This window comes from Methermicoccus shengliensis DSM 18856, assembly GCF_000711905.1.
Classification (GTDB): Archaea; Halobacteriota; Methanosarcinia; order DSM-18856; family Methermicoccaceae; genus Methermicoccus; species Methermicoccus shengliensis.
This window is the reverse complement of sequence record NZ_KL543983.1, coordinates 208,391-227,603: the sequence shown is the minus strand read 5'-3', so window position 1 is coordinate 227,603 and position 19,213 is coordinate 208,391. Positions and strand designations below refer to the sequence as shown.

The following is a 19,213-nucleotide window of genomic DNA, read 5'->3' as shown; positions in this document are numbered from 1 at the left end:
TTGGAGAACACTTCCATGCCCACGCTCATACTGTGCATAGACAGGGATGATGACATCGGCGTCAAAACTGGCATAGAGAGCCCCATTGTTGGGAGAGAGGCATGTGTTGAGGCTGCCATGAGGCTCGGTGAGGCCGACCCAGAGGATACCGATGTGAACACCCTGTTCGGAGGACTACAGCTATACGATGCCCTAAGGCAGGAGGGTAGGGAGGTCGAAATCATGGCGCTCGCCGGGGATGAGAGAGTGGGGCTAAGGTCGGACGAGCGCATCGCAAGGCAGCTGGACAACATAGCACAAAGATATCCAGATGCCGAGGTGATTGTGGTCTCGGATGGCGCGGAGGACGAGGCGGTGATGCCCCTCGTAGAGTCGAGGTTCAAGGTAAAATCGGTAAGAAGGGTGATTGTCAGACAGAGCCAGAACCTTGAGAGCACGTATTACCTGCTAAGACAGGTGATAAGTGATAAAAGGACGAGAAACTCCATATTCACCCCCATTGGGCTGGCGCTGCTGGCCTATGGGATATCGCTTGCCTTTGGCATGGTGGGCTATGCCGTAGCCACCATGGCCGTGGTGGTGGGAGCATACATCCTGTTCAAGGGGCTTGGAATGGACGAGGTGTTCCACACTCTCAGGAGTGGCTTCAAGGAGTCGCTGTATGGTGGCAAGCTCTCCTTCATAGCATATGTTGGGGCACTGGTACTGTTCGTGGTGGCGAGCGTGGAGGGGTTCATAGAGCTGTGGACATACTATAGCCAGCCAGAGCTGTTCTATGGATACCTCACGTTGCTGGTGGTCTTTCTCAAGGCATCGGTGTGGTGGTATGCCATCGGGGGGCTCCTGCTCACTTTGAGCATGGCGGCCGACAGATATCTGGAGGGGGCGCCCATTGGCAGGACATCCGCGTATCCATTCTTTGTGATTGCCACCGGGCTGCTGCTATGGAGTGGCAGTAGCTACCTACTCGAGCTGATACAGGGTGAGACGACATCTATGCTCTCAGGTGGGGCAAGGACGCTCATGGGCTCCATCGTGGTCTCGGTGGGCATGACGGCCGCTGGGCTATGGGTGTCAAACCACATAGATGAGCGCCTGAGGGGACGGGCATGATGAAGGCTCTGTGTGATGTGTGCAGAGCACGAGTTGCCCAGAGCACGTGTCCAATGTGTGGAAGAAGGGTGTGCATGGTATGTATGAGCGAGGGGGGCGTGTGTGTGCTCTGCCTTGCGGGAAGGATGGCTCCTTAGAGCACATCCTCAAAATGCAAAAGCTCGGATAGCTCCACCACCTCAGACATCGGCCTAAGGGAGACGGGTATGCCAGCCTCCTGCATGGCGGCCATTGGATTTGTTCCGCCCACCACCACAAAGCCAAAGTGGTTAACATCCACGGGCACGCCCAGCACATCGTTGTTTGGCTCGCCAACCTCCAGTATTCCCGCAAAGCCCATCTTGGAGAGGCTCTCGAGCACGTAATGGAAGGCATCCCTCGAGGCTATTGGGCTCTCATGAAGACTTGCGAGAATCTTTCCGCTTCCAGTGTCCACCACAGTGCTCACCGAGGTCAGCTCCTGCGAGAGCAGAGCCTCGAGGGGGTCCACAGTGGTGGAGCTGTAGCTCATCACCTGTGTGAACCGCTGAGCCACGCAGTTCTCCACCTGTACGATTCCCCCAAGCTTTGGCTTGACGGGAATACCAGCCTTCAGCAGGGCGCCACACAGCGTGATGCTGCACACAGTGATGAGGGCAACGTATCCGGGGGGCACCACAAGCCCATAAAAATCCTCTCCCTCATCACACAGCCTGACATATGGGGAAACGGCAATCCCACTCACAAGAACGTCCCTCAGTATTGTCAGCGCACGCTCCAGCTCCTCCTTGGGGATCATGCACGAGTTTACCACCACCCTCGCCCATTCCTTGGAGAAGTCGAACTCGGTGGCGTACATATTCTCCTCCACGAGGACGTCCGTGAACACGAGGGGATGTGCACCATCATTCCCTTCAATATGCTTCATCCAATCACCCCCATGTCTGCCCTCATGCGCTCCAGCATCTCTATGGCGTCCAGCCTCTTAAGGTCGAGCCTCGGCTGGCTCAAAAACTCCACGAGCCGATGCTCATCCTCCACGTCTATCACGCCCTCCTCTACCCCTCTTCGTATGAGCAGCTCGTAGGTGCGCTCTGGATAGTATATCGATGCCGAGAGTGCGAGCAGCTCCCTTCGCTGCACCTCGTCAATCAGTCCCTCCCTGAGGGCTGCCTTGAGCGCATACCTCACATTCACATGGGGCACGGAAAGGGGTGTGTACCTCTCGGGGTCAAAAACCAGCGCCACCTCCTCATCGGATTCTATGTCCCCCTCCACGTAGCACCTGAATATCCTTCCCACGCCCCTCATACCATAGGGGTGTAGCTCTGATGCCCGCAGTGCCCCCATGCTGGCCGCTCCATACACCCTTATGCCCCTGCGCATGGCATCGAGAATCTCCCTGTGCCCCACCGCCGCCCTCTGGTAGAACATACCATCCACGATGCCAATGTACTCTGGCTGCTCCTCTCCCCTGAGAAGCCTTGGTATGTCTCCCCGCTTAACCGGTGGCAACATCACCGCGTCGAGATGGGAACGCGCCTCCTCAAAGGAGATGCTGACACCACAGAACACAACTGCCCTCATCTACCCACGAGCTCCCTGTAGCTTCTCGCACGCTCGCCCACACGGGAGGCATCGAGGGCATACACCTCAAATCCCGGGATGACCACCCTTATCACGCTGAGCTTGAGGGAGGGTATGGAGAGGTCCACCACGACCACCTCATCCACATCGATGCCCGAGAGTATTCGGTCTATGTTCTCCGATGGGCTCTTCGCAGAGCGGTCCTCCAGCTCTGAGAGCTCTATCGAAGGTGCATCCGCATACCAGTGCCTGTTGAGTCGCTTCATGCGCTCATAGCCTATGCGCCGTGCGATCTCCTCTCGCACGGTGTCCTCCCTTGCGCCATGAATCTGCACCAGCCTGGACTGGGCAGCCTCGCACAGCGCCCTCGTCGCAGCTATACTGGGGCTGAGGTGGGCTCCAGCTCCCATCACGAGCAGCGAGGCGTCCTTGAGCACCGTGTCGTCCAGCGCCGCCACCATCGTGTGCACACCCTCGTGGGAGGGAAGCCTCCAGAGATGGCACCTCACCCCGGCATCCTCAAATTTTCTCATGAGCACATAGGGCGTGCCATCCTCCTCGCAAAGCTGCACCCTTTCGCCCGTGTACCTCGAGTACTCGGCAAGGGACAGGGCATCCCGCTCGAGCACCTCGAGCAGACCGTGCACGATAGAGTCCTCGAGCACGCACCCTGCAGCAAGCCCATTGGTGTTGCTCCGAAACAGCCTGTGAGCACCATCTTGGGGATTGTAGGGGTGAAGTACGGCATTGGCTGGCACGAGCACCTCCTCCCCAGAGAGCAGCCCAAAGCCCCTCATCCACTCGAGCGTGTCGTGGTTGTCATGGGGATATGAGGGGATGAGCTTTTCTGGCTCGATGGCATTTTCGTAATGGGCAAGCTCTGCGTACGAGCCCTTCAGCGTTTTGTCCCTCTCGTCCCTTCTTTCCGCAAGGCACCTTTCTGCCCCCTCCATGATGGCAGACACCTTGGCCTGCTCGAGGGTCTCGCCCTTGCCCGAGTACACCGATACCGCCCCCTCCTGAGCGCTGGGACGAATTGCGGAGACGATGGGTATGCCCACCCTGTCCAGTGAGGTGATGTCTGCGAGCCTTGTGATTCCTATTGCCTCGAGCACCTCTGGTCTTGCGAGCTTTTCGAGAGTGTACTCCAGGGGGAGCACCCTCTGCCCCCCAGCATACATCACCCCGCGGTCTATGCGCACCTTCCGCACACCTCACTTGTGCCTTGGCATGCAGAGTATCTCCCTAATCTGCATCTTGAAGAAGTGGTTGGTGTGGGCTGGTCTCATGATGCACGCGACGTCCGCACCTCCATGGGTTCCCCCCATCGCCACCACTTCCACATCATCGCCCACGGGTATGGCTCCCGTGTCCGCCGCCATCAGGGTGACCTCTACCGCCACCTTGAATCCCACGCCAAACAGCGACTTGAGGGCTGCAGCCAGCACCTCTGACCTGGACGCTCCGCCCAGCTCAGAGGAGAACGACCTCTCGACCCCCGAGAGGGCATGGCTCTGGGTAATCAGCGTGATGCCCCTTCTCTCAAGCTCGGCTGCACACTCCTCTGACATGGGACGCTTACCCTCTTCCCTGAAGCCATACTTGAGGGTGACCGCCACGATGCGCACATCTGTCCCTTTAAGAGCCTCGGACAGCCTGAGTGCCGTTGAACCGGAGGTGGTCGCCACCACCACATGCCGGATGCCCCTCTCCCTGACGGTGCGGGCAACGATGGCCACTACCTCATCTGTGTTGTGCTTTCCTGGCGTATCGAAGTACGTGATGCTCTGCTCCATCATGTTTGCCAACATCCTCCGTGTTTTTATATAGAGCTATCCCCACTGTGCTATAACGCGTGGGGTGATTGCATAGAGCAGGTGGTGCTCGCCATAGCTGCTGGATGCCTGCTCGGGCTGGTCAGCGGCATGGTGCCAGGCATCCATGTGAACACGCTCGCTGCCATGCTGGTGTCGCTTTCGGCCCTCATCACCACCCAATACGATGTGCTCGCCATCGTGGTACTGTGTGCGGCCGTGGTGCACTCCTTTGTGAGCATCGTGCCCAGCATGCTGCTTGGAGCACCCGACCCTGACACCGCACTTGCAGTGCTCCCGGGGCACAGGCTGCTGCTCGAGGGCAGGGGGATAGAAGCCATCAGGCTCTCTGCGCTTGGAAGTCTGTGCTCTGCCGTCCTCGGCATCGCTCTTGCTCCAGCATTCGTGCTCTTTCTTCTCATGGGCTATCCAGCCCTCTTGGACCACATGGGGCTGCTGCTCCTTGGGGTGATGGTGGTCATGGTGGTCTCGGAAAGACCCTCCACGGGGAGCGCTCTGGCGGCAGTTGTGAAGGCCACGTGCATACTCGTGCTCTCAGGGGTGCTGGGCGTGCTCGCCCTCAAAGGGGGTGAGGTGATGTACACACAGGCAGATGCGGTGCTCATGCCCCTGCTCACCGGGCTGTTTGGTGCACCCCTGCTCATAGAGAGCGTGCTCACGCCCCCTCCATCGATTCCGCCACAAACGAGTGCGGCAGAGGGGATTGAGGGGAGGCGCACGCTCAGGGGCGTGCTCACTGGCACGGCGGCTGGAGCACTGGTCTCGTGGATGCCTGGGGTGAGCGCTTCGGTGGGAACGCTGCTCACTCGGCTCTTGCTCTCGAGGGGAGAGCTCAACAGGATGGACGATGCGAGAGAGTACATGGTGTCCATCTCGGGGGTAAACACCTCGGACGTGGTGTTCTCCCTGCTCACCCTCTACGTGGCTCACAGGTCGAGAAGCGGAGCTATGGTGGCAATCGAGCAGCTGTTTCCGCCCACCATGTGGTCACCACCATATGTTGTTGCCCTGATGCTCTCGCTGATGGTTGCCAGCCTCGTGGGCTATACAGCCACAATCAGGCTTGGTGCCATGCTGCTGAGGACACTATACCGCATAAGACTCCGTACCCTCACACTGGGCACTCTCGCATTTCTCCTCATGCTCGTGGCTGTGCTCACGGGTGCATTCGGAATTGTGGTGTTCCTCTCGGCCATCCCGGTGGGGCTGCTGTGTGGCACGCTCGGTGTTAGAAGAAGCAATACAATGGGGGTGCTGCTCATTCCCGCAACCCTCTACTTTCTCTGAGTTGCCCTCAGCCACCCTGCAACGAGGAGCGCCACCATCAGCATCCATCCAGCATCGCCCATCGCCGGCGGACTGTGCTCAGAAGATGGTGTGCTGGTTGAGGTGGATGAGCTGGAGGGGTGGGAAGACGCCTTGCCCAGAAGGTCCTCCACACTCTTCACAGATGTGCCGACCTCGGCATAGCCAAGGTCGCTCAGCACCCGCACGGTGGTCCTTGCAGTGAGTCTCGCATATTCCAGCTCGACCAGCCTGTCCACCTCCCCGAGCTGGCCCTCCATCGCATTCTCATAGGCACTTGCTGCGAGGATGGGCTCGATCCCATAACGCCGCTCCTCTATTATGGCATTTCTCGCGGACTCCTCTGCCCTCTTCAGGTTCTCAGAGAGCTCCCTCTGCCCTATCAGCTCGATTGCCACGCTCGAGCCCACCATGGAGCGCAGGGCATCGTATATGGCTCCTGCGTAGAACCCCTCCTGAAACTGTGTTTTGGCACTCTCGATATCGCTGCTCGCCCCATCGAGCAATGGCATGAGCCCTGTCGCCCCGCTCTCCTGAAGCAGCGTGGAGCTGTATGCGGCAATCGACTGGGCCTGGCTGATGTAGCCGGCTGCCAACTCCCTCAGCTCATCTTCATCCAGACCCTTCACGCCCTCCTGCTGTGCGATGGCAATCCACCACTGGGCACTCCTTGCCCTCTCGTATGCAAATGCCAGCAGGCTCAGCTGCTCTGCCACACTCTGGGACTCCATCGCCTGAGCGAGCAGCTCCTGCGCCTTTTGCACCCTGCTCTCAGCAGCGCCCAGCCCCTCGAGGTTGATAACGTCTGCGGTGTTGGCAGCGTCCCTCACGCTTTTGTTGCTCCTGTCTATTTCCTCCCTCACCTCGTCCTGCACCATTGCCAGATACTCTGTGCCATTTTGTGCTTTGAGGTAGCCACTGGCATAGTCCACGTATCGCAGCTTGATGAGGGCTCCAAAGCTCTGAGAGGTGGAGGCATAGTAGGCACCTTTGGCATACAGGCTTTTTGCGTGCTCCATCATGCTCGACGCCGAGCCCAGCTCGGAGGATAAAGAGGGAGCACTCGTCTGGCTCAGGCGGGCATAGGTGGTCTCCACCTCATTGAGCAGGCGCTCTGCCAGTGGTCTCATGGTCTGCTTGAACTGCTCGGTGAGGGCACCCCCAGCGTATTTCTTCTCCTCGATTGCGTATCCAGTAAATATCCTGAGGGCGTCCCTTATGTCCTCTATCTCCACCACCTGCACTCCAAGCGACCTTCCAAGCTCGATTACGTCCACCTTCTCCACCTTCTCTGTGATGAGCACAAAGGGCCCCCTCTGTTCCTGATGAAGCCTCTTCACATACACCGTGCCCTGACCCTTGGGGATGAGAAACATGGTGGCACCCTCACTTGCTGCAGCCCTCAGCTTGGAGGGTATCCCACCCACGGGACCCACGGAGCCATCGGGGTTAATCATGCCCGTCATCACCACATCATTCCTCATGGAGAGGTTGAGCAGCGAGGCGATGGTGGCAACCGTCATGCTCGCGCCTCCCGAGGGGCCTCCAGCGACTGGGCTGTCCACCTTGACAAGATAGTAAAAATCATAATCACGGTAGTTCAGGCCGAGCACATCGCACGCCACCATGGCAGCAAGCCTTGCAGAGCCCTGCATGTCTATCTGCGTGAAGGGGTGGGTATCCACGAACACGTGCCCACTGCCCGGAGTGGTATACACGTACAGGTCGGTGAGCACTCCTCTCTCCTCTCCAGTGGAGGTGGTGTAAACGGCTGCGAGCTTTACGTGCTTGAACTCTGAGAGGGGCAGCTCTGCGCCAGCTGGACACGGGATTGAAGAGACGAGCAAAATAACGGCAAGTGCAACGGCTGCTGCCCTGATAGCCCTGATATTCACACTCCTCATGAGAGCTTCTTTCTGACCTTCTCATAGAAACCATTTTTGGAGATGCTCACGAACGGTGCGGGCGTATCGCACCTGCTCACACGCACAATCCCGCCCATGCCAATGGACGAGGTGTGCTGTCCATCCACCACCACGAGCCCGCCCCTTTCGGATAGCAACTCCACGGACACCGTGCAATCGGCTGGCACCACCCATGGTCTGGAGGAGAGCTTGAAGGGTGCCAGTGGCACAATCACCGTGGCCTCCACCTTGGGGTCCACGATGGGCCCACCCGCACTCATCGCATAGGCAGTGGAGCCAGTGGGTGTGGCGATGATCACACCATCTGCCCTTGCCTCATCGAGCTGCACGTCGTCTATGAAAATTCGATAGTGCAGCATCTTGGCTGGCTGGGACGTAATCACGACCACCTCGTTGATGGCTGGAGGTATCGTGGCATCGGCAAGCCTTACCGAGAGCCTCGAGCGCTCCACCACCTCAAAGCCACTGAGCACCTCCTCAAGCCTCTCATACACTTCATCGCTGCGCACATCCGTAAGAAAGCCAATGGTGCCCACGTTTATCCCCAGCACGGGTATCAGCTTACCCTTGCTCATCTGCTGAAGTGCCCTGAGAAGCGTGCCATCTCCCCCGACAGAGAGCAACAGGTCGGCTTCCATGTGCTCGAGGGGTGTGCCCGTCCTGCCAAGCCTTGGGGCAATCTCTTCATCAAGCACCACCTCTATGCCCCTTCCTGTCAGATAATCGCCAAGCTCCGCCACCAGCTTTAACGCCTCTACCCTATCCCCACGGGAGGTGATGCCAACCCTGCTAACGCTCTCCACGTACCTCATGCCTCATGCACACCCCTTATTTTGTTTTCTTGCTTCATGCTAATTAACTTGCCCCTTGGTTCAACTTGCCCCCTGGTGATACATGGCAGTGCTATGGCAGTGCCCTGAGCACAACCTATTTATCTCCACTCAAATATCCCCTACCTCATGTCTTCGAAGGGAAGCGAGCAGGTGATGGAGAAGTCCCTGCCACCAAAGACCGAGTTTTCGGAGTGGTACAACGAGGTGCTGTGGCGAGCCGATATCATGGACGTGCGCTATCCAGTGAAGGGCCTGTATGTGTGGCATCCCTTTGGCTTTTCCCTTCGAAGAAACGTGCTCTCCATCCTCCGAGCGCTGCTGGATGTGGAGCACGATGAGGTGCTGTTTCCCCTGCTCATACCAGAGCACGAGTTCATGAAGGAGGCAGAGCACATCAAGGGCTTTGAGGACGAGGTGTACTGGGTTACCCACGGCGGCACCACGCCTCTGGATGTGCCCCTTGCCCTTCGGCCCACCAGTGAGACTGCCATCTACCCCATGTTCAGCCTCTGGGTGAGGTCGCATGCAGACCTGCCCCTTCGCATATATCAAATAGTGAACACGTTCCGCTACGAGACCAAGCACACCCGTCCCCTTATAAGAATGCGGGAAATCACCACCTTTAAGGAGGCACACACTGTGCACGCCACATGGCAGGATGCTGCCGAGCAGGTGGAGAGGGCGGTGGAGCTGTACCGTCAGTTCTATCATAGCCTGTGCATCCCCGTGGTGGTGTCCAAGAGACCAGACTGGGACAAGTTTCCGGGTGCGGACTACACCCTCGCGCTGGACGTGCTCATGCCAGATGGCAGGACCCTGCAGGTGGGCACTGCCCATCACCTTGGCACCAAGTTTTCTCGCACCTTCGACATATGCTACGAGGACGAGCACGGGGAGCAACAGTACGCCAACCAGACGTGCTACGGCATATCAGAGCGCTGTATTGCCGCTCTGATATCGCTGCATGGAGACGACAGGGGACTGGTGCTCCCTCCAGCGGTTGCCCCAGTACAGGTGGTAATCGTGCCCATCGTGTACAGGGGCAGAGAGGACGTGCTCGAGAAGGCACGAGAGCTTGAGGCAAGGCTGTCTGAACGCTATCGGGTGAGGCTGGACGATTCAGACACAAGACCCGGCGCAAAGTTCTATTACTGGGAGATGCGGGGCGTGCCCCTGCGGATAGAGGTGGGCCCGAGGGACGTGGACAAGGGGCAGGTGGTTGTGGTGACGAGGCTCGGGCAAAAGCAGGCGGTTCCCCTTTCCTCGGTGGAAGAGGTGATAGAGCAGGCATTCTGCGATATCGCATCCAGCCTGTTTCAGGCTGCCACAGAGCGGCTTGTGAAGGGCATGAGGGTGTGCCACACGCTGGAGGAGATTGGAGAGCAGTGCAAGAGAGGAATAGCGCTCGGCGGATGGTGTGGTGATGAGGAGTGTGGACACCTGCTCGAGGAGCGCACGGGCGCCGATGTGCTCGGTGTGCCCCGCATCGATGGTCTTGTTGAGGAAGATATGCCCGAGCGATGCGTGGTGTGCGGAAAAACGGCAGAGAGCTGGGTGATGCTGGGCAGGGCATACTGATGCACAGAACGAGAGCCCAGAAAGGGGGCGAAAGAAGGCTGAGGGAGCTACTACACAGGCTCTAACATCTAACGGAGGGTAAACTCCTCGTTTGCAGTGAGGGGACACACGTACTCTACTTAGATTCTGGGCACAGTCTCCTCCATCCACACAGATGGGCTGCCCCAGCCACAGTGGTGCCATAGAATACCACATCAGTGCCATGCGCTGATGCAGCCTCCAGCACCTCATCGAGAGTATCGTTCACCAGCGTGGTGCCCGTGATGAGCAGCACATCACACTCCCTCGCCATCTCATCCACGCACGCCATACCATCCATCACCTTTATCCCATACCTTAAAGTGCCCACCACAGCGGGGTTTAGGTCTGACACCATCACCCTCTCACACCCAAGACACGCCACACAATGCTCCACGATGGCTGGCTGAAAGCCCACTATCCCGAGTCTTCCTTCCCCCATCTCCTCGTTGAGCCTCGTGGCTATAAGTTTGCCACACCTCTCGGGGCCATCGTCTTTGCAGTGTACAGTTCCTCTGACCAGCCCCATGCTCCTCAGCACTGCATTCATCGTGGCGATGAACACAGCCCTCTCAAAGCAGCCCGTAAGGGGCAGTGCCTTGACGTCCGCAAGCGTCCCCTCGAAGGGCTGGGGCGCGGTGGTAAATGCCTGCCCACGAGAGCCTCGGAACTCTGCTTGCATGAGCACTTCCCTTCCAGCAAGCAGGGGAAAATCTCTCCTCTGTGGGCTGCCTATCGCCTCTTCTGGGCTGAGGGCTCTGGTGCTCACCCTTACCCCCTCATCGAGCATCTCTTCCTCCACGCAGCTCCAGAACCTCTCGGCAATTTCAGAGAGCACGTCCATCATCATCTCCCCTCTATAAACTCAATTAAGTTTACTTGGGGGATGATGTAAAACTATTTATACCTACCCCAGTACACCCATCCATGATGTCCCCACTACCTCCATCTGTGAAATGGCTTCTGCCCATCGTGTGCCTCGGCGTTCTGGCTGGCATCATTGCCATCGGGCTCAGCCCCTACGCTTCTCAAGAGCACACCCTCACGGTGTTTGCCGCAGCTGCACTCACAGACCCCCTCAAAGAATGTGCGTCTGTGTTTGAGCAGGAGCACCCCGGTGTGAAGGTGGAGCTGAACTTCGCCTCGGCGAGCATGCTGTGCGCCCAGATAGAGGGAGGGGCGAGGGCGAGCGTGTATGCCGCGCCATATCCCAAGTATGCCGAAAAGCTCATAAGCGAGGGGTTTGCCCGCTCGTATCGTCCCTTTGCCTATGACAGCATGGTGGTGGCAGTTCGCGCCAATGGCAGTGTGCACTCGCTCTCAGACCTCACAAAAGAGGGTGTCAGAGTGGTGATAGGCCAGAAGAGCACACCCATCGGCATCTATGCGAGAGAGGTAATCTCACGCCTCAATGCATCAGGGCTATACGGCACGCACTTCGAGGAAAAGGTGCTGAGCAACGTGGTGTCCGAGGAGGACAACACGAAGTACGTGTACTCCAAGGTGGTGCTCGGTGAGGCCGATGCGGGCTTCGTGCTTCGCACCGATATCACCAATCCCACCACGAGCTACATAGACATTCCAGAGGGGTGCAATGTGGACGTGTGCTGTGTGATTGCAGTGCTCGACGAGCAAGACCCCTATGCCACCAAGTTCGAACAGTTCGTGCTCTCACCAGAGGGACAGCGCATATTTCAGAGATACGGGTTTGAGGGGGTGGAGGGATGAGAGCTATAGCGTTCATCAACCTTTTTTCCTCTCTACCCGCCAAATCCCTGAGCTGTGAAGGTGCATAACACCTTCACGCAGCTTTACGTTCCCTCCCTCCAGTCCGAAAGATACTTTTTCTGCACCTCGCTCAGCTCGTCAATGCTCACGCTCAGCGATGCGAGCTTTAGCCGTGCCACGTGCTCATCGATGTGCTGGGGCACATCATACACGCCCGACTCGAGATTGGTATGGGCAAGGTGGTGCACGCACAGCGCCTGGTTGGCAAAGCTCATGTCCATCACCTCGATGGGGTGCCCATCTGCGGCCGCGAGGTTCACGAGCCTGCCCTCGGCGAGCACGTATATCCGCCTTCCATCCAGCACATACTCCTTCACGTTCTTCCTCACCTCTCTCGTGCTCTCTGCCGCTCTTTCGAGCCCGGCCACGTCTATCTCCACGTTGAAGTGGCCAGCATTGGCGAGCAGTGCCCCGTCCTTCATGAGCCGCATGTGCTCAAGCGTTATCACATCCCTGTCCCCTGTGGCGGTGATGAAGATGTCTCCAATGCGGGCAGCCTCGTTCATGGGCATCACCTCATAGCCATCCATATGGGCTTCCAGGGCTCTTACGGGGTCTACCTCGCACACGATTACATGGGCACCGAGCCCATCTGCCCGCATGGCAACCCCCCTGCCACACCAGCCATATCCTGCCACCACCACGCGCTTTCCTGCGATTAGCAGGTTGGTGGTGCGTATGATGCCGTCCCATGCCGACTGCCCTGTTCCATATCGGTTGTCGAAGAGAAACTTGGTGCGGGCGTTGTTCACAGCGATGACTGGGATGTGAAGCTCCCCTTGGGCATGCATTGCCTTGAGGCGTATCACGCCCGTGGTGGTCTCCTCACACCCACCCCTCACATGGGACAGCAGCTCCCGTCTTTCTGTGTGCAGCATGAACAGGAGGTCCCCTCCATCATCAATCACGATATCTGGTCTGGCATCGAGCACCCTGTGTATCGCCTCATAGTACTCTTCCGGGGTGCATCCTCTCTTGGCATAGCACTCCACGCCCCCCTCTCGAAGGGCGGATGCCACCTCGTCCTGTGTGCTCAAGGGATTGCATCCCGTGATGACGACCCTCGCACCAGCCCTCATCAGCGTCTCCACCAGCACCGCAGTCTTCGCCTCCACGTGCAGCGCCATTCCCACCGTTATTCCATCAAGGGTCCCTTCCATCTCCTCTGCGACGTGTGCCATCACGGGCATGTGTGCCCTTGCCCACTCGATTTTCATTCTTCCAAGCTCGCTCATGCCCTCCCATCGGGCACCACCCTACATATCCCTTGCCACTGTTGATTACTCCGTAATCAACAGCTGCTTACTTCGAGCAGCTATACCCAAAAGGATAAGTGCTCCAGACGTGCTGTTGTGCATGATGAAGTGCGAGACATGTGGTGGCACTGGGTATATGGGCACAGAGCAGAGGGAGTGCCCAGAGTGCAAGGGAAGGGGGAAGATGACACTGTCATTGGGAGAGGCCTCGGAGTCTGACCTCATGGAGCTACTGGCAGGGGGCAAGTGCGAGCGATGTGGGGGTACTGGGCGGGTGGAGGTGAGGGTGCCCTGTCCAGCATGCGCAGGGAGTGGTGAGCTTGGAAAGTGCAAGCTCTGTGGACGGACTGTGCCAGCTGGAAGGGAGACGTGTGAGCAGTGTGCCACTCACCCCACCGTGCTTCGCATGGACTCGGCATGCGATGTGTCTGACCTCAAAGAGGGTATGCTGCTGCTCGGCGTGATAAGCGGGCACTTTCCCTCTGGCAAGTTTGTCTCCCTGAACAACAGGGTGAGGGGCATAGTGCGCACCAAAGCCAGATATGAGCTCAACGAGCAGGTGGTGGTGAGGGTGAGGAGCATAAGGGGCAACGACGTGGAGCTCGAGCCAGTGAATATGGAGCGCTACACCCTGCTGGAGCTGGAAAAGGATATCGATACCACTCCAATAGAGCACATCACCGAGGGGATGGTGCGCATCGAGGGAGAGGTGGTGAGCGTGAGACAGACGGCTGGCCCCACACTGTTCACCGTGAGGGACGACACAGGGACAATCAAGTGTGCTGCGTTTGATGGGGCTGGCGTGAGGGCATATCCCTCGATATCCGCGGGCAGCCTCGTGAGGGTGGTGGGAGAGGCAGAAAGGCGGGGAGACGTGCTTCAGATAGAGGTGCTCTCCATGCGGGCACTCATTGGTGGGGAGGCAGATGCCCTCAAGAAAAGGCTGAGCGAGGCATTGAGGAAGCTCTCCACACCCAGAAGGGTAGAGCTGCTCGTGGAGAGCGAGCCCATGAAGAAACTCTATGATGATATGCAGAGGGTGGCGAGAAAGCTGCTCGAGTGTGTGTACACCTCCACACCCATCATAATACGCCATCATGCAGATGCAGATGGCATCACGGCTGCGGTGTGCCTCGAGCAGGCACTGCTTCCCCTCATCAGAAGGGTGGGTGGTGATGAGGATGCCCACTACCTGCTCAGGCGCTCTCCATCGAGGGCACCGTTCTACGAGATGATGGACGTGGTCAAGGACCTCGATGGAGCGCTCTTGGCAAGGGAGCGGTTTGGGCAGAACCTCCCCCTCGTCATCCTCGTGGACAACGGCTCTGGACAGGAGGATGTGGATGCGCTAAAGCTGCTCTCGATATATGGCATACCGACCATCGTGGTGGACCACCACCACCCCTCCCCCTTGATAGATGAGCTCGTGGACATACACATCAACCCCGCCCTTGCGGGAGGGGACTACTCCATCACGACGGGCATGCTGTGCCTCGAGATTGCGAGGATGATACACGAGGGGGCTGACAGGATGGTGCACCTTGCGGCAGTGTCTGCCCTTGGGGATAGGGCATCTGGACAAGAGGCGCAGCACTACATCGAGCTTGCGACCGCCCGCTACCCTCTCGAGCATCTGAGCGATATGGCACTCTCCTTGGACTATCTCTCCTACTGGCTGAGGTTCTCTGAGGGCACACAGCTCGTGTGTGATGTGCTCGACCTTTCGGCACGCCCCCAGCGCCACGCAAGGCTGGTAGAGCTGCTGAGCACACAGGCCAAGCGTGCCATAGAGGAGCAGCTTGCTGTATGCCTTCCCCATGTGAAGACCACGCACCTTCCAAACGGCATCCTGCTCGCCGTGCTCGATGTGGAACACCATGCCCACACGTTCACCTTCCCACCACCTGGCAAGACCGTGGGAGAGGTGCACGACCACATCTGTCGCACCCACGGGGATGAGCCGGTGGTCACGATTGGCTATGGGCCAGACTTTGCGGTGATAAGGTCGAGGGGGGTGGAGATGAACTTTCCCGAGATAGTCTCCGAGCTTGCGCAGAGGCTCGAGGGGGCTGGCATCAGTGGTGGGGGACATCTCGTGGTTGGAAGCATAAAGTTCGTGCAGGGAATGAGAAAACAGGTGCTTGAGGCACTGGCCGAGAGGCTGGGAAGAATCCAGATGGAGGGATAGCAATGTTAGAGGGTCTTGAGAGTGTTGAGAGGATAGAGGACAACCTTTGGAAGCTTCCAAGGGACGAAGGCTATGGTATGAAGACGCACGGGCTGCTGCTCATGAGCGAGCGGTTGCTGGAGGCACTCGAGCCCGACACAGTGGAGCAGCTCAAGAACGTTGCCACCCTTCCGGGGATATTCGGCCCAGCGATGGTGATGCCAGACGCCCATCTCGGATATGGGTTTCCCATTGGAGGTGTGGCAGCATTTGACCTCGATGAGGGGGTGATTAGTCCCGGAGGAGTGGGCTTTGACATCAACTGTGGTGTGAGAGTGATGAGGACATCGCTGAAGATTGAGGACGTGCGCCCCCGCCTTAGAGAACTCACGGAGCTGCTGTTCAGGTACGTGCCCTCTGGGCTTGGCTCTAAAAGTAAGCTGAGGCTGACAGATGCCCAGCTCACAGACGCCCTGCTTGGAGGTGCGAGGTGGGCAGTGGAGCAGGGCTTTGGAATCGAGGAGGATGTGGAGTTCTGCGAGGAGGGGGGAAGGCTCGATGGGGCTTCGGTGGAACACGTCAGCAAGGAGGCATACAAGCGAGGAAAGCCCCAGCTCGGAACACTCGGAAGCGGCAACCACTTTCTCGAGGTACAGGTGGTGGACGAGGTGTACGACCCATGCCTTGGCCTCGAGAAGGGAGACATCACAGTGATGGTGCACTGTGGCTCGAGGGGATGCGGACATCAGATATGCACAGACCACCTGAAGGTGCTGGGCAGCGCATACAAGAAGTATGGCATATCCCTCAAGGACAGGCAGCTGGCGTGCGCTCCCATACACTCACGAGAGGGGGAGAACTACCTTGGGGCGATGGCTGCTGCTGCCAACTACGCATGGGCAAACCGCCAGATAATAATGCACTGGGTGAGGGAGGCATTCTGTGAGCTGTTCGGAGGGGATGTGGACGAGCTTGGGATGAGGCTGATATACGATGTGGCCCACAACATCGCCAAGATGGAGCGGCACACCTATGATGGGGAGACGAGAGAGGTGTGCGTGCACCGAAAGGGGGCGACGAGAGCGCTTCCCGCTGGGCACGAGGCGGTACCCAAGGTGTATGCCGATATAGGTCAGCCAGTGCTCATTCCCGGAAGCATGGGTACACCCTCATTCATCCTCGTGGGAGGACCAAGGGCGATGGAACTGTCCTTTGGCTCGGCATGCCATGGCGCTGGAAGGGTGATGAGCAGAAGCAGGGCAAAGAAGACGTACTCTTCCTCCTCGGTATCAAAGGGCCTCTCTGAGAAGGGTATCGTGCTCAGGGCTGCCAGCTCTGATGTGATAAGCGAGGAGGCTCCACAGGTGTACAAGGACTCGGAGGCAGTGGTGAACGTGGTGCACTCGCTGGGGGTCGCAAAGAAGGTGGCAAGGCTCATGCCCCTCGGCGTGGTCAAGGGTTAGGCACCACCATCGTGCCAATGCCTCCAGCCGTCAGAAGCTCGAGCAGCAGGGCATGCTCCCTCGAACCATCGATGATGTGGGCAGCCTCCACCCCAGAACTCACGGCCACCTTGGCTGCGAGCACCTTGGGCATCATCCCCTCCCTGATGATGCCCTGCTCCACGAGCCCGTCCAGCTCCGAGAGTGAGAGCCTCGAGAGCCTCGTGGAGGGGTCATTGATGTCCCTGAGGATGCCTGGGACGTCCGTGAGCAGGATGAGTTTCTTGGCACGCAGTGCAGCTGCCATATCTCCAGCAACGGTGTCCGCATTCAGGTTCAGGGCATTGCCCTGAGAGTCCATGGCTATGGGGGCAATTACGGGCACATAGCCATGCTGAATCATGATGCTCACCAGTTCTGGATTGATGATCTCAGTCTCGCCCACCCATCCGAGGTCCACCTCGTGCTCTCTTCCCTCATACACCACACGCTGAGGAGCCTTCTTTCTCGCCCTTATCAGTCCTCCGTCCTTGCCGTTGAGGCCCACCGCCTTTGCCCCATGTCTGACGAGAAGGGATGTGATCTTGGTGTTGATGTTGCCCACGAGCACCATCCTCACAATCTCGAGAGTTTCATCGTCCGTGATGCGAAGTCCAGCCACAAACGATGGGTCCTTGCCCATCCTCCTCATCTTCTCCGTGATCTCTGGTCCTCCTCCATGCACAATGACGGGGTGGATGCCGATGTACCTCAAAAGCACGATGTCCTTCACCACGTTCTCGAGGATGCCGTGCCTGACCATCGCGTGTCCGCCCAGCTTTATCACCATCACTGAATCATAGTGCTCCCTGATGTATGGAAGTGCCTCCATGAGCACGTCCTCGTGGCTGACCATGTTCTCCCTCGGAGCAATCCTCTCTACTTAAGCCTTCGCCTGAAAAGCACCCACAACAGCACCAAAACGCTCAATGCAGCCCCATACCACCATCCAGCCAGCTGAGGAGCCGTGGGCTGGGGGGGCGGGGGAGTCGCACCGATGGATGAGGGGGAAGAGGAGGACGGCAGAGGTGTGGTGAGAGGCAGGAAGGGGTCAGTGTACTGGGTTACCTTGAACAGCACCATATCCTGATACGTGCCAGTGTATATGTCCGTCACTTCGATGAGCATCACCCTTGTCGCAGTGGTGTTCTGCTCATAATCCGATATGTTCGTCTGCGTACCATACACGCTCAGGAGCACGCCACCATTCCTGTAGATGCCAAGCATGGAGCCCAAGGGCACCACCCTGCTTGCCACTGTGGTGTTGTTCAGTCTGATATCCACCCACACGAGGCTCCCCTCTATGTCCACTCCCCTCACTGCTATTGTGTAGCCCTGATGAAGGTGCCAGCTCTCTCCGCTCACGAGGGCGATGCCCTCCTCGTACAGCACAGGTTGGGAGAGCACCAGCAGGAGCGTCAGCAGGGCGAGCTTCATATGTCCCCATTCGTCTTTGTGGGATTTAACCATGCTGGATGCGGTGGTGTGTGCCCTGCCGCCCTATTCTACCATACAGCTGTCGTCCACTTGGCTTTTTACAAAAGCCAGCAAAACAGCGCATTAAGGGGGATGGCACAGCCATCCCCTCATAATCCACTCACGTCGGCTTTTTTCAAAAGCCGGCAAAATAGCGCATTAAGGGGTGTGGCTTAGCCACACCCCATTAATCCACTCACGTGCCAGCTTAGTTAAGCTGCTATGAGGAGTACGTGCTCTATGGTGAGGAGGTGGTGCATGGTGAGGAGGTGGTGCCACTTCCCAGTGCAAGTGAGAGCACGTAGGCATGGAGACGCACGTCCTCCGTGAGTTCTGGATGAAATGCCACGGCCACTGTATTGTCCTGCTGCACACCCACGATGCGGCCGTCGAGCGTTGCAATTACCTCGACGGCTTCACCCACTCTCTCGACGGCTGGAGCGCGTATGAACACCGCCGGAAACGTGCCGATGCCCTTCACCTCCACCGGTGCCTCGAAGGACTCACGCTGTCTTCCAAAGGCATTTCTTCTCACGGCGATGTCGAGCACGCCAGCCAGTCGCTGTCCAGTGCGCTCCACAAGCTCATCGCCCTCGGAAGCGAGCACTATGAGTCCAGCACACGTCGCCAAGATTGGCATTCCTCTGTGTGCCGCATCCACCAGCTCCTCGAGGATGCCTTCCTGTGAGAGCAGTCTGCACAGCGTGGTGCTCTCGCCTCCGGGAAGCACGAGCACATCGCACGAGGGCACGGTGCCCCTCCTTCTTATGGGCACCACCTCTATCTCGATGCCCATGTGGGCTGCTGCCCGTTTCAGGCTGTGCACGTGCTCAGACACATCGCCCTGAAGGGCTATCACTCCTGTCCTCAGC

The 19,213-nt window shown here is 58.3% G+C and carries 18 protein-coding genes; 7 read left to right on the top strand and 11 right to left on the bottom strand.

All coding sequences use genetic code 11. The features are described from left to right. Together BP07_RS07680 and BP07_RS08905 are read left to right on the top strand one after the other, a co-directional pair. A complete protein-coding gene (locus BP07_RS07680) occupies window positions 1–1,113 on the top strand; it encodes a DUF373 family protein (protein WP_157203157.1) in 1,113 nt (370 codons plus the stop codon). Beyond that, a complete protein-coding gene (locus tag BP07_RS08905) occupies window positions 1,110–1,250 on the top strand; it encodes a hypothetical protein (protein ID WP_157203156.1) in 141 nt (46 codons plus the stop codon). Before BP07_RS07680 ends, BP07_RS08905 begins: the two co-directional genes overlap by 4 nt. On the opposite strand, the gene BP07_RS07675 is transcribed toward BP07_RS08905, so the two are convergent. Genes BP07_RS07675 through BP07_RS07660 form a run of 4 tightly spaced genes read right to left on the bottom strand, consistent with a single transcriptional unit; the run spans window position 1,247 to window position 4,478 of the window. Continuing rightward, window positions 1,247–2,020, bottom strand: coding sequence for a DUF128 domain-containing protein (locus BP07_RS07675; protein WP_042687586.1), 774 nt, complete (start codon window positions 2,018–2,020; stop codon window positions 1,247–1,249). The two genes, BP07_RS08905 and BP07_RS07675, sit on opposite strands and share 4 nt — an antisense overlap. Next, window positions 2,017–2,679, bottom strand: coding sequence for a TfuA-related McrA-glycine thioamidation protein (locus tag BP07_RS07670; protein WP_042687584.1), 663 nt, complete (start codon window positions 2,677–2,679; stop codon window positions 2,017–2,019). Before BP07_RS07670 ends, BP07_RS07675 begins: the two co-directional genes overlap by 4 nt. Continuing rightward, window positions 2,676–3,881 (bottom strand): YcaO-related McrA-glycine thioamidation protein, encoded by a 1,206-nt coding sequence (locus tag BP07_RS07665; RefSeq protein ID WP_245597085.1) that lies wholly within the window; start codon window positions 3,879–3,881, stop codon window positions 2,676–2,678. The genes BP07_RS07670 and BP07_RS07665 overlap by 4 nt, the downstream gene beginning before the upstream one ends. Before the next feature lie 12 nt (window positions 3,882–3,893). Next, complete coding sequence (locus tag BP07_RS07660) at window positions 3,894–4,478, bottom strand: pyruvate kinase alpha/beta domain-containing protein (protein WP_245597084.1); 585 nt, start codon at window positions 4,476–4,478, stop codon at window positions 3,894–3,896. Between the two features lie 78 nt (window positions 4,479–4,556). Between BP07_RS07660 and BP07_RS07655 the strand changes: the two genes are divergently transcribed. Next, entirely contained in the window at window positions 4,557–5,801 is a 1,245-nt protein-coding gene (locus BP07_RS07655; RefSeq protein ID WP_042687579.1) for a tripartite tricarboxylate transporter permease, read from the top strand. Here the strand turns inward: BP07_RS07655 and BP07_RS08475 are convergent. Then, window positions 5,789–7,723, bottom strand: a complete 1,935-nt coding sequence (locus BP07_RS08475) for a S16 family serine protease (protein ID WP_052353354.1) — start codon at window positions 7,721–7,723, stop codon at window positions 5,789–5,791. The genes BP07_RS07655 and BP07_RS08475 overlap by 13 nt on opposite strands. After that, entirely contained in the window at window positions 7,720–8,556 is an 837-nt protein-coding gene (locus tag BP07_RS07645) for an NAD(+)/NADH kinase (protein ID WP_042687576.1), read from the bottom strand. Before BP07_RS07645 ends, BP07_RS08475 begins: the two co-directional genes overlap by 4 nt. 147 nt (window positions 8,557–8,703) lie before the next feature. Between BP07_RS07645 and proS the strand changes: the two genes are divergently transcribed. Then, on the top strand, window positions 8,704–10,155 hold the full coding sequence (proS, locus tag BP07_RS07640; protein ID WP_394296291.1) for a proline--tRNA ligase: 1,452 nt from the start codon (window positions 8,704–8,706) through the stop codon (window positions 10,153–10,155). Window positions 10,156–10,270: 115 nt separating this feature from the next. Here the strand turns inward: proS and BP07_RS07635 are convergent, their stop codons facing one another. Further along, window positions 10,271–11,023: a Rossmann-like domain-containing protein gene (locus BP07_RS07635; protein WP_042687569.1), complete on the bottom strand. Its 753-nt coding sequence runs from the start codon at window positions 11,021–11,023 to the stop codon at window positions 10,271–10,273. A gap of 77 nt (window positions 11,024–11,100) precedes the next feature. Here BP07_RS07635 and modA point away from each other — a divergent pair, with 77 nt between their 5' ends. Continuing rightward, entirely contained in the window at window positions 11,101–11,901 is an 801-nt protein-coding gene (gene modA / locus BP07_RS07630; RefSeq protein ID WP_084174178.1) for a molybdate ABC transporter substrate-binding protein, read from the top strand. An 83-nt stretch (window positions 11,902–11,984) separates the two neighbouring features. Here modA and BP07_RS07625 read toward each other — a convergent pair whose 3' ends face one another. Next, window positions 11,985–13,196 (bottom strand): adenosylhomocysteinase, encoded by a 1,212-nt coding sequence (locus tag BP07_RS07625; protein ID WP_042687566.1) that lies wholly within the window; start codon window positions 13,194–13,196, stop codon window positions 11,985–11,987. A 121-nt stretch (window positions 13,197–13,317) separates the two neighbouring features. Between BP07_RS07625 and BP07_RS07620 the strand changes: the two genes are divergently transcribed. Both BP07_RS07620 and BP07_RS07615 read left to right on the top strand, forming a co-directional pair. After that, window positions 13,318–15,405 carry a DHH family phosphoesterase gene (locus tag BP07_RS07620; RefSeq protein WP_042687564.1) on the top strand — a complete coding sequence of 696 codons (2,088 nt, stop codon included), beginning with the start codon at window positions 13,318–13,320 and terminating at the stop codon, window positions 15,403–15,405. A 2-nt stretch (window positions 15,406–15,407) separates the two neighbouring features. Next, the gene (locus tag BP07_RS07615) at window positions 15,408–16,847 is read left to right on the top strand and encodes an RtcB family protein (protein WP_042687561.1); all 1,440 of its coding nucleotides are present in this window, start codon (window positions 15,408–15,410) and stop codon (window positions 16,845–16,847) included. Here the strand turns inward: BP07_RS07615 and argB are convergent. The 3 genes from argB to pdxT all read right to left on the bottom strand — a co-directional run bounded on the left by argB (window position 16,837) and on the right by pdxT (window position 19,212). Further along, window positions 16,837–17,721, bottom strand: a complete 885-nt coding sequence (gene argB, locus BP07_RS07610) for an acetylglutamate kinase (RefSeq protein WP_042687559.1) — start codon at window positions 17,719–17,721, stop codon at window positions 16,837–16,839. The genes BP07_RS07615 and argB overlap by 11 nt on opposite strands. Before the next feature lie 23 nt (window positions 17,722–17,744). Further along, entirely contained in the window at window positions 17,745–18,302 is a 558-nt protein-coding gene (locus tag BP07_RS07605; protein ID WP_042687556.1) for an S-layer protein domain-containing protein, read from the bottom strand. A gap of 277 nt (window positions 18,303–18,579) precedes the next feature. Continuing rightward, complete coding sequence (gene pdxT, locus BP07_RS07600; RefSeq protein WP_052353370.1) at window positions 18,580–19,212, bottom strand: pyridoxal 5'-phosphate synthase glutaminase subunit PdxT; 633 nt, start codon at window positions 19,210–19,212, stop codon at window positions 18,580–18,582. Window position 19,213: the final 1 nt, after the last annotated feature.